We start from the raw sequence: 9,600 nt of genomic DNA, 5'->3' as shown, positions 1-9,600 counted from the left end.
CGCAGCTCGGCCTTGCCGATCGCCAGCGGCTCGAGGTTCGAGGGTATCGCCACGCCCGGCCCGCTGCCGCGGGGGTAGCGTACCGCGGCGGGTCCCGGGTGATGGTAGGCGGCGCTGAGCATGGCGCGGCACTCGGCCTCGTCGGCCGGCGTCAGGATCACCATGCCGGGCACGCAGCGCAGGTAGGAGAGATCCATGCTGCCGTGGTGGGTGGGGCCGTCTTCGCCCACCAGGCCGGCGCGGTCGATGGCGAAGGTGACGTCGAGCTCCTGCACCGCCACGTCGTGGATCAGCTGATCGTAGCCGCGCTGCAGGAAGGTGGAGTAGATCGCCACCACCGGCTTCGCCCCTTCACAGGCCATGCCGGCGGCCAGCGTCACCGCATGCTGTTCGGCGATGGCCACGTCGTAGTAACGGTCGGGATACTCCTTCGAGAAGCGGATCAGATCGGAACCCTCGCGCATCGCCGGGGTGATGCCGATCAGGCGCTTGTCCACCGCCGCCATGTCGCACAGCCACTCGCCGAAGACATTGCAGTACTTGGGTTTTTTTCTTGCGGGCACCACCGGCGCACTGCTGGGCGCATCGCCATTCTTCTCCAGCTCGTTCTTTTCCAACTTCGTGATGGCGTGATAGCCGATGGGGTCGGCCTCGGCGGGCAGGAAACCACGTCCCTTGCGGGTCTTCACGTGCAGGAACTGCGGGCCGTCCAGGTCACGGATGTTGCGCAGGGTCTGGATCAGGGTGGGCAGGTCGTGGCCGTCGAGGGGGCCGATGTAGTTGAAACCCATCTCCTCGAACAGCGTGGCAGGGCTGACCATGCCCTTCATGTGCTCCTCGGTGCGCCGCGCCAGCTCCAGCGCTCCCGGCAGGTGCGACAGCACCCGCTTGCCCTCTTCGCGGATGGCGAGGTAGGGCTTGCTGGAGAGAATGCCGGCCAGGTAGCTGGCAATGCCGCCGACGTTCTCGGAGATCGACATCTCGTTGTCGTTGAGCACCACCAGCAGGTTGGCATCGAGGTGACCGGCGTGGGCCAGCGCCTCGAAGGCCATGCCGGCGGTCAGCGCACCGTCGCCGATCACCGCACAGACGCGACGCTTGTCGCCGCGGGTGGCAGCGGCCAGGGCCATGCCCAGCGCCGCCGAGATCGAGGTACTGGAGTGGCCTACGCCGAAGGTGTCGTAGGGCGATTCGGCGCGCCGCGGAAACGCCGCCAGGCCGCCGTACTGCCGGATGGTCGGCATGGTCTCGCGCCGGCCGGTGAGGATCTTGTGCGGATAGGCCTGATGGCCGACGTCCCACACCAGGCGGTCGTGGGGCGTCTCCAGGGCATGGTGCAGCGCCACGGTGAGCTCCACCACCCCCAAGCCGGCGCCGAAGTGACCGCCACTGCGGCCCACGCTGTAGAGCAGGTAAGCGCGCAGTTCGTCGGCCACCTGCAGCAGTTGGGCGCTGCTCATGGCGCGCAGAGCCGCCGGGGTGTTCAGCGAATCGAGCAGCGGGGTTACCGGGCGCTCGACAGGTATTACGTCGTAGAGCTTCATTGCGATTCGGTCGTCCTGGCTGTCATGCCGTATGGCGGCTAGTGGTCGCGCTCGATCATGTAGCGGGCCAGTTGGGCCAGCGGGTCGCCCGCCTCGCCCAGCGGCGTCAGCGCCGCCAGCGCTTCGTCGGTCAGCTCTTGGGCCCGACGACGAGCGCCTTCCAGTCCCAGCAGGGCCGGATAGGTCGGCTTGTCGCGGGCGGCATCGGCACCCGACGCCTTGCCCAGGGTCTGGGTGTCGCCGATGACGTCGAGAACGTCGTCGTGTATTTGAAAGGCCAGACCGAGCGCCTCGGCGTAGCGATCCAACGCCGCCACACGAGGATCCTGCTCGGGTACGGCCGTCAACGCTCCCATGCGTACCGCGGCGCAGATCAGCGCACCGGTCTTGTGGGCATGCATGGTGGCCAGTGCCTCGACGTCAGGGTGGCCGCCAATGGCTGCCAGGTCCAATGCCTGTCCGCCCACCATGCCGTCGCGACCGGCGGCGGCGGCCAGCGTGAGGATCAGTGCCGGCAGGCGCGGATGCGCAGCGCGGGCGAGCACTTCGAAGGCCAGGCTCTGCAGCGCATCGCCGGCGAGTATCGCCGTGGCCTCGTCGAAGGCACGGTGCACCGTAGGCTGCCCCCGGCGCAGGTCGTCGTCGTCCATGGCCGGCAGGTCGTCATGCACCAGCGAGTAGGCATGGATCAGCTCGACGGCAGCGGCCGGGGCATCGAGCGCCTCGTCACTGGCCCCGAGCGAGCGCCCGGCCAGGTACACCAGCAGCGGGCGCAGGCGCTTGCCGCCCACCAGCAGCGCGTGGCGCATGGCGTCTTCCAGACGCGGTGCCGGCGGCTGGCGCTGCTCGAAGGCGCGCGCCAGGAAGGCATCGACCCGAGCGCGGTCGACCGCCAGAGTGGCGGAGAGAGAGTCAGTGTTCACCGTCGTCCTCCGCGCTGGGGCCGGCGAAGGGTTCGAAGTCGATGCCGCCGTCGGACCCCTCGACCAGGGTGCGTACGCGTAGCTCGGCCTCGTCGAGACGCCGCTGGGCATTGCGGGTCAGGCGTACGCCCTGCTCGAAGGCGGCAAGCGAGCCCTCCAGCGTCAGCTCGCCCGACTCCAGCCGTTCCACCAACTGCTCCAGTCGCTCCACGGCAGCGGCGAAATCGATCTCGCCTTCATCGACCACCGTCTCGCCCGTCGCTTGCTTGTCACGCTCGGCCATGACACCCCTATCGGTCACCGCTGTTTTCAGGAGGCACAGTATACACGCACAGCCCTATACGCACTGCCCCAGGGGTCGTCTGCCCGCGCCGAGTCACGTGCAGCGCGCTCATCTTCGCGACGCAGCATTTTCATCTTGACGCGTATCGGTTGTGTTAACATGAGCGCCCTGTTCCCAGCCTGAACACCGGATGACACCACGCCGTTTCGGCACCCTCCGGTCTTCCAGCACAGCACGCGGCGTACCACGAAGGGGTTGATTCGACCATGGCCAAAACGTCCCTGGACAAGAGCAAGATCAAGATCCTGCTGCTCGAGGGCGTCCACCAGAGCGCGGTGGACAATTTTCTGAATGCCGGTTACACCAACATCGAGCATCTGCCCACCTCGCTCGACGAGGCGGCGCTGGTAGAGAAGGTGCGCGACGCGCATTTCCTCGGCATTCGCTCACGCACTCAGCTCACCGAGCGCGTGTTCGCCGCTGCCGAGAAGCTCAATGCCGTGGGCTGCTTCTGCATCGGCACCAACCAGGTCGACCTCAATGCCGCCCTGATCCGTGGCATCCCGGTATTCAACGCCCCCTACTCCAACACCCGCTCGGTGGCGGAGCTGGTGCTGGCCGAGGCGATCATGCTGCTGCGCGGCATCCCCGAGAGAAACCTGCGCGCCCATCAGGGCGGCTGGTTGAAGAGCGCCAAGAACTCCCACGAGGCCCGCGGCAAGACCCTGGGCATCGTCGGCTACGGCAACATCGGCGCCCAGCTCTCGGTGCTGGCCGAATCGCTCGGCCTCAACGTCATCTTCTACGACGTGGTGACCAAGCTCGGCATGGGCAACGCCAGCCAGGTGGCCAGCCTCGAGGAGCTGCTGGCGCGTGCCGACGTGGTCAGCCTGCACGTACCCGAGCTGCCTTCCACCAAGTGGATGATCGGCAAGGACCAGCTGGCGCTGATGAAGCCCAGCGGCATCCTGATCAACGCCTCCCGCGGCAGCGTGGTGGTGATCGAGGACCTGGCCGAGGCGCTCCAGGCCGGCCGCCTCTACGGTGCCGCCATCGACGTTTTCCCGGTGGAGCCCAAGGGCAACGACGAGGAGTTCGTCAGCCCGCTGCGCGGCATCCCCAACGTGATCCTCACGCCCCACGTCGGCGGCTCGACGCTGGAAGCCCAGGAGAATATCGGCATCGAGGTTTCCGAGAAGCTGATCACCTACTCCGACAACGGCACCACCGTGACCTCGGTGAACTTCCCCGAGGTGGCGCTGCCGGCTCACCCGGACAAGCATCGCGTGCTGCACATCCACGACAACGTGCCGGGCGTGCTCTCCGAGATCAACCGGGTGCTCTCCGAGAGCGGCATCAACATTTCCGGGCAGTACCTGCAGACCAACGACAAGGTCGGCTACGTGGTCATCGACGTGGACAAGGCCTACGGGGAGCAGGCGCTCGAGGCATTGCGCAAGGTCAATCACACCCTGCGAGTGCGGGTGCTCTACTCCGAGACCAACTTCGAGGAGTGAGCAAGCGGCTCGCCGCAGCCAGACCGCCGCGCCTCGCGCGGCGGTCTGCGTTAAAGACTCTGAATGTCGATGACGTAGCCGATGATCGGGTAGCCGGCCTGCTTGGCCGCCTTCTCGGCTTCCAACTGGGCTTCGAGCTTGGAAATGCTGGTGGAGCGGTGCTCGAAGACGGTATCGGCTTCCAGCTTGCGTGTTCTCACTGCAAGCCGGACCAGGTGTCCGGTCTTGTAGGACTGGGCAGACGTCCCGGCACGCTTCTGCTTGCCCTTCTTGGCACGACTCTTTTGCTCGTCCTTCTTGTCGCCCAACAGGTCGCGCACCGGCGACGGCGCATGACCCGGCTTCATGAAGGCATCGATCTCGCGCTTGATGCTCCGCTCGAACTCGCTCAGTTCGTCGCTCATTCATCCTCCAATGACAGATGTTCGCGCCCCGTTTGGAACATATCAGAACCTCGCCGCTAGAATGCCTAACCCAGGTTATGCGAGGTCGAACACTTGGTTAGATGCGCAGCCCTTGTGGTTAGACGCGCAGCCCCTTGCTGTGCTAATCATTTCTTTTCAAAACGTATATTGCCGCCTTCACAAGGAAAAGTGCATGCCGACTAGCGCCGCCTACCTGATCGTAGTGCTGGTGTGGGCCACCACGCCACTGGCCATCAAGTGGAGCGCCGAGGCGGGGGCGCCCGTAGGCAGCGTGCTGTTGCGCATGGCGATCGCCTTCCTGGCGGGGTTGCTGGTGCTGGTGGTCCTGCGCAGCGGACTACGCAGGGACCGGCGCGCCATGACAAGCTACGCGGCAGCGGTTCCCGGAGTATTCGGGGCCATGGCCCTGAGCTATCACGCCTCGATGACGCTACCCTCCGGCATGATGTCGGTGATTTTTGGCATGGCGCCGCTGATCTCGGGGCTGATCCTGCAGCTACTGCCCGGTGCCGTGAAGCTGCGCCGCTGGCACTGGTTCGGCTGTACGCTCGGCCTGGCGGGGCTGGGCGTGGTCTTCGCCGACAGCCTGGTGTTGGGTAGCGATCAGCTGCCGGCCCTGCTGATGATGGTCCTTGCCGTGACCCTGTTCTGCGGCAGCGGTATCGCCGTACAGCGGGTGGCGGCCGGGCTCGGTCCACTGGAGCAGACCCTGGGCGCCCTGGCCCTGAGCCTGCCGTGTTTCTTCATCCTGTGGCTGGTCAGCGGCGAGCCCATGGCGATACCGCTCAGCACACGCGGCCTGTGGTCTGTGCTCTATCTGGCGCTGTTCGGCTCGCTGCTGGGCTTCCTCTGCTACTTTCTGATCCTGTCGCGGCTCTCGGCCGCCAGCGTGGCGCTCGTCACCTTGATCACCCCGGTACTGGCTCTGGGCCTGGGCATGACGCTCAATCAGGAGCAGCCATCGTCCTCCATGCTGGCGGGAGCGGTGCTGATCCTGGTGGCGCTCGGCGCCTACCTGTTCGGCGACAGGTTGGCCCGGCTGAAGGCCGAGCGTGAGGCCACGCCCACCTGAGCGCGGCTAGAAGCAGGTCTGCATCACCTCGACCACTTCCAGCCGCTCATCAACGCGGCAAACCCGCCGCCACTTGTCGAAGGTGAGACAGGGATGTGACGCGCCGAAGGCGACGATGTCGCCCACCCGCACCCTGCCATTGCCCACTTCGGGCTCATCTTCGTCGTGAGGCAGCTGCACGAAGGCGTGCTGATCCATCAGCTTGGTCACGCGCCACCCCGCCACCGACAGCGTGCGCCCCGGTCGCTCGTCGCCTTCACGATAGCGGCGCAACGGTTCGGGCAACTGGTCGTGACCGATATCGCGCTTGCCCATGCCGACGATGGCCAGCCCCGGCTCCGGCAGCGACAGCACCTGGGCGAACACTTCGAGCGCTGGCTTGAGCCCGCGCTCGAGCTCCGGCCGGCGTCCGAGGATGTCATGCTGGGCCTGACGATAGATACCGTGGTCGTGCACCACGTAGCAGCCGGGGCGCAGCACCGGCACGAACTGCTTGCCAAGATGCGCCTCGCGGAACACCTCGGCGATCATGTCATACCAGGCCGAGCCGGACGCGGTGATCAGCGGCTGGGGGCACTCGATCAGGGCGTCCTTGTCCAGCGCCTGGGCCGCCTCCACCAGTTGCCAGGCATAGGCGCGCACGGCCCGCTCGGGGTCGTTGCCGTGCACCACCCCCTCGTAGCCTTCGAGCCCGCAGAGCACCAGCGCCTGCTCGCTGTCGATGCGCTCGGCGAGCGCCATCACCTCGTCGGTATCGCGGCAGCCGCAGCGCCCCCCCGGCACGCCCAACTCGATCAACACCTGGAGGCGCAGGCCGCGGGCGGTGAAGTAGCGCGCCAGCTGGTCGGCGTTCGCGACGCTGTCGACCACGCAGTAGAAGTCGGCTCCCGCCTCGATGAGCTCGGCGACGATAGCCATGTTGGCTTCGCCGACGAGCTGATTGGCCATCAGCAGACGGTTGACACCATGACGGAAGGCCGCCCGACACTGTGGTGCGGTAGCCAGGGTGATGCCCCAGGCACCGGCGGCAAGCTGACGCTGAAACAGCTCGGGGCACATGGTGGTCTTGCCGTGCGGGGCCAGCCGCGCGCCGAAGTCTTCGCAAAAACGCTGCATCCAGGCCAGGTTGTGGGCCAGCGCCGGCTCGTGGATCACCGCCGCGGGCAGGCTGACGCCCGACAGCAGGCTGGTCCCGACTTCCGGCATGCCCTTGTGCTGGGTCTCGAGGTCGGAAAACGTGTGGTTCATGCTTCACTCTCGCTGGGTGGACACAGGAAGCGCGGCACACCCTCTTTGGTCGCAGAGGTATCGAAATGTGCACGTGTCAGGCTAGTCTGGTGCAGGGCACGTTGCTACAGGATACGACAATGACTACTACCGTCGACGAGCGCCCGGTAATTCGTCGCGACCACCGCGGTGTCGCCACCCTGACGCTGAACCGTCCGCACCAGTTCAATGCGCTGTCCGAGGCTCTGCTCAAGGCCCTGGGCGGCGAGCTTTCGCGTCTGGCCAATGATGACTCGGTGCGCTGCGTGGTCATCGCCGCCGAGGGGCGCGCCTTCTGTGCCGGGCACGACCTCAAGGAGATGCGCGCCACCCCCGACAAGGCCTATTACCAGGCGCTGTTCGCCCAGTGCGGCGAGGTGATGCAGCGCATCGTCGAGCTGCCGGTACCGGTAATCGCCCGGGTACAGGGCCTGGCCACCGCCGCCGGCTGCCAGTTGGTGGCCAGCTGCGATCTGGCCGTAGCGGCCAGATCGGCGCGTTTCGCGGTGTCGGGCATCAACGTCGGGCTGTTCTGCTCGACCCCCGCGGTGGCGCTCTCGCGCAACATCGGTCGCAAGCGCGCCATAGAGATGCTGTTCACCGGCGAGTTCATCGATGCCGAGCAGGCGTTCGACTGGGGGCTGATCAATCGCGTGGCCGACGACGAGGCGCTGGACGAGGTGCTCGACCAGCTCACCGCCAGTCTGTGCGCCAAGAGCGCCGTGGCCCTGCGCACCGGCAAGGCGCTGTTCCAGCGACAGCTGCAGATGCCGCTACGCGAAGCCTACGCCCTGGCCGGCGAGACCATGGCCTGCAACATGATGGCCGAGGACGTGGCAGAGGGCATCGATGCCTTTATCGAGAAGCGCTCGCCCCAATGGCGCCATCGCTAAGGGAAAGACTGAACAAATGTCTGCGCGAGCGAATCACTGCGTTGCGCGGTGCTCGGAATCCTCACATATACCCCATATGCTCCGGTTCCTGTGCTCCGTGCGCCTTGTGCTTCATCTCGCTCGCCAATTTGTCCGGTCTTTCCTGTAAGAGGATGTGAGCAAAAAAGAAGAGTGGAAGCCATTTCCGCAATCGAGACAAGCTAGCACCGAGCGGGTATCCTGTTGCAGGCCTTGCGGCCCAGATCAACGCAGAGGATATACGCAGGTGAGTGAAGTCAAACGCAGAACGGCGGGGCGCCCGCCCGGCCCTGGCAAGAGCGCCAGCGGTCATAGTCAGTCGCTGGTGCGCGGCCTCAATCTGCTCGAGCGCCTGGCGGCCACGCCGGGCGGCCTGGCGCTCTCGGAGCTGGCGGAGATGGTCGACCTGGCCCCCTCCACCACGCACCGCCTGCTGCAGGCACTGCAGGGGCAGGGCTTCATCACCCAGGACGCCGCACTCGGCGTGTGGAAGGTCGACGTCAAGACCTTCCGCATCGGCAACAGCTTTCTCGAAGCGCGCGACTTCGTCGCCGCCAGCCGCCCCTTCCTGCGCCGCCTCACCGCCGAGACCGGCGAAACCGCCAACCTGGGCATCCGCGACGGCGCCACGGCAGTGTTCCTGGCCCAGAGCGAGTCGCCGCAGATGATGCGCATGATCACCCGGCTCGGCTCCCGCGCGCCGCTGCACGCTTCGGGGGTCGGCAAGGCGCTGATGGCCTGGCTGCCTGACGACGAGTTCGAGCGGGTGCTGGCCGAACGTGGCCTGACGCGAGTCACCGAGAATACTCTGCATACCCCGGAGTCGCTGCGCGCCAACCTGGCCGAAGTACGCCGCCAAGGCTTCGCCTGCGACCGCGAGGAGCATGCCATCGGCCTGCACTGCGTGGCCGCCTGCCTGCACGACGAACACGGCACGCCGCTGGCGGCGATCTCGGTGTCGGGCCCGGTGGCTCGCATTCCCGAGTCGCGGCTGCTGGAGCTGGGTGAGCTGGTGCGCGAAACCGCCGCCGAAATCACCGCCCGCCTGGGCGGGCGCGTGCCCACCGAAGCTGCGGTGAAAGCGTGAAACCGGCCCGCCCAGCGGGCTAGCCCTTGTCGCCGATCCGCTCCAGCTGCCGCTCGAGCTTGCGCATCACGTTGAGCAGGTCGCGATACTCACCGGCGGTGAGGGTCGCGACCAGCTCCGCCTCCCAGGCCTGGGCCTCGGGGATCAGCTTGGTCAAAAGCTTCCGCCCGGCAGCGGTAAGGTGCAGGTCCTGCTGACGTTGATCCTCGGGCGCCGGCGTGCGGCTGATCAACCCGCGCTCCTCCAGCCCTTGAATCGCCCGCGACACGCGGGCCTTGTCCATGTAGGTGTATGCGCAGATCTTCTTTGCCGTCAGCTCGTCACAGTGGCTGAGCCAGGCCAGTATCCGCCACTGGGCGATATTGAGCTGGTAGCGCTCCTCGTAGAGTTCGGCCAGCGCCTGACTGATGCGATCGGCCAGGCTGTTGAGCCGGTAGGGCAGGAACTGGTTGAGATCCAACTCTTGCTTGGTCGGCGGCCCGGCCAGGTCCTCGTCGCCCTCCATGGCGAGACCGGCCTGGCGTTCTTCTTCTGTATTCATCTCGAGACTCCTCACCCGCACTTGGCAGCGA

The 9,600-nt window shown here is 66.4% G+C and carries 10 protein-coding genes; 4 read left to right on the top strand and 6 right to left on the bottom strand.

Annotated features, from left to right (window positions below):
• From dxs to B8115_RS02400, 3 genes are all read right to left on the bottom strand, one after another.
• The coding region (gene dxs / locus B8115_RS02410) for a 1-deoxy-D-xylulose-5-phosphate synthase (RefSeq protein ID WP_010626149.1) at window positions 1–1,544 on the bottom strand (1,544 nt) is incomplete at its 3' end.
• Between the two features lie 38 nt (window positions 1,545–1,582).
• On the bottom strand, window positions 1,583–2,467 hold the full coding sequence (ispA, locus tag B8115_RS02405) for a (2E,6E)-farnesyl diphosphate synthase (protein WP_010626148.1): 885 nt from the start codon (window positions 2,465–2,467) through the stop codon (window positions 1,583–1,585).
• Window positions 2,457–2,750, bottom strand: a complete 294-nt coding sequence (locus tag B8115_RS02400; protein ID WP_010626147.1) for an exodeoxyribonuclease VII small subunit — start codon at window positions 2,748–2,750, stop codon at window positions 2,457–2,459. The genes ispA and B8115_RS02400 overlap by 11 nt, the downstream gene beginning before the upstream one ends.
• Before the next feature lie 266 nt (window positions 2,751–3,016).
• On the opposite strand from B8115_RS02400, the gene serA reads away from it, so the two are divergent.
• Window positions 3,017–4,267, top strand: coding sequence for a phosphoglycerate dehydrogenase (serA, locus tag B8115_RS02395; RefSeq protein ID WP_010626146.1), 1,251 nt, complete (start codon window positions 3,017–3,019; stop codon window positions 4,265–4,267).
• A gap of 50 nt (window positions 4,268–4,317) precedes the next feature.
• Here serA and B8115_RS02390 read toward each other — a convergent pair whose 3' ends face one another.
• The gene (locus B8115_RS02390; protein WP_010626145.1) at window positions 4,318–4,671 is read right to left on the bottom strand and encodes a hypothetical protein; all 354 of its coding nucleotides are present in this window, start codon (window positions 4,669–4,671) and stop codon (window positions 4,318–4,320) included.
• 193 nt (window positions 4,672–4,864) lie between these two features.
• Here B8115_RS02390 and B8115_RS02385 point away from each other — a divergent pair, with 193 nt between their 5' ends.
• Window positions 4,865–5,764 (top strand): DMT family transporter, encoded by a 900-nt coding sequence (locus tag B8115_RS02385; protein ID WP_010626144.1) that lies wholly within the window; start codon window positions 4,865–4,867, stop codon window positions 5,762–5,764.
• 6 nt (window positions 5,765–5,770) lie between these two features.
• Here the strand turns inward: B8115_RS02385 and B8115_RS02380 are convergent, their stop codons facing one another.
• Complete coding sequence (locus B8115_RS02380) at window positions 5,771–7,012, bottom strand: amino acid deaminase (RefSeq protein ID WP_010626143.1); 1,242 nt, start codon at window positions 7,010–7,012, stop codon at window positions 5,771–5,773.
• 119 nt (window positions 7,013–7,131) lie between these two features.
• On the opposite strand from B8115_RS02380, the gene B8115_RS02375 reads away from it, so the two are divergent.
• Together B8115_RS02375 and B8115_RS02370 are read left to right on the top strand one after the other, a co-directional pair.
• A complete protein-coding gene (locus B8115_RS02375; protein WP_010626142.1) occupies window positions 7,132–7,923 on the top strand; it encodes an enoyl-CoA hydratase in 792 nt (263 codons plus the stop codon).
• 265 nt (window positions 7,924–8,188) lie between these two features.
• The gene (locus B8115_RS02370) at window positions 8,189–9,028 is read left to right on the top strand and encodes an IclR family transcriptional regulator (protein WP_010626141.1); all 840 of its coding nucleotides are present in this window, start codon (window positions 8,189–8,191) and stop codon (window positions 9,026–9,028) included.
• Between the two features lie 19 nt (window positions 9,029–9,047).
• Here B8115_RS02370 and B8115_RS02365 read toward each other — a convergent pair whose 3' ends face one another.
• The gene (locus B8115_RS02365; protein ID WP_051004584.1) at window positions 9,048–9,533 is read right to left on the bottom strand and encodes a MarR family winged helix-turn-helix transcriptional regulator; all 486 of its coding nucleotides are present in this window, start codon (window positions 9,531–9,533) and stop codon (window positions 9,048–9,050) included.
• Between the last annotated feature and the right edge of the window lie 67 nt (window positions 9,534–9,600).

The organism is Halomonas sp. KM-1, assembly GCF_000246875.1.
Classification (GTDB): domain Bacteria; phylum Pseudomonadota; class Gammaproteobacteria; order Pseudomonadales; family Halomonadaceae; genus Halomonas; species Halomonas aerodenitrificans.
Note: the sequence above shows the minus strand (reverse complement) of the source record. Positions and strands in the feature narration are given on the sequence as shown.

Excerpts from the sequence above, each read along its gene's own strand:
- B8115_RS02400 (WP_010626147.1), bottom strand. The coding sequence starts at position 2,750 with ATGGCCGAGCGTGACAAGCAAGCGACGGGCGAGACGGTGGTCGATGAA.
- serA (WP_010626146.1), top strand. The coding sequence starts at position 3,017 with ATGGCCAAAACGTCCCTGGACAAGAGCAAGATCAAGATCCTGCTGCTC.
- B8115_RS02390 (WP_010626145.1), bottom strand. The coding sequence starts at position 4,671 with ATGAGCGACGAACTGAGCGAGTTCGAGCGGAGCATCAAGCGCGAGATC.
- B8115_RS02385 (WP_010626144.1), top strand. The coding sequence starts at position 4,865 with ATGCCGACTAGCGCCGCCTACCTGATCGTAGTGCTGGTGTGGGCCACC.
- B8115_RS02380 (WP_010626143.1), bottom strand. The coding sequence starts at position 7,012 with ATGAACCACACGTTTTCCGACCTCGAGACCCAGCACAAGGGCATGCCG.
- B8115_RS02375 (WP_010626142.1), top strand. The coding sequence starts at position 7,132 with ATGACTACTACCGTCGACGAGCGCCCGGTAATTCGTCGCGACCACCGC.
- B8115_RS02365 (WP_051004584.1), bottom strand. The coding sequence starts at position 9,533 with ATGGAGGGCGACGAGGACCTGGCCGGGCCGCCGACCAAGCAAGAGTTG.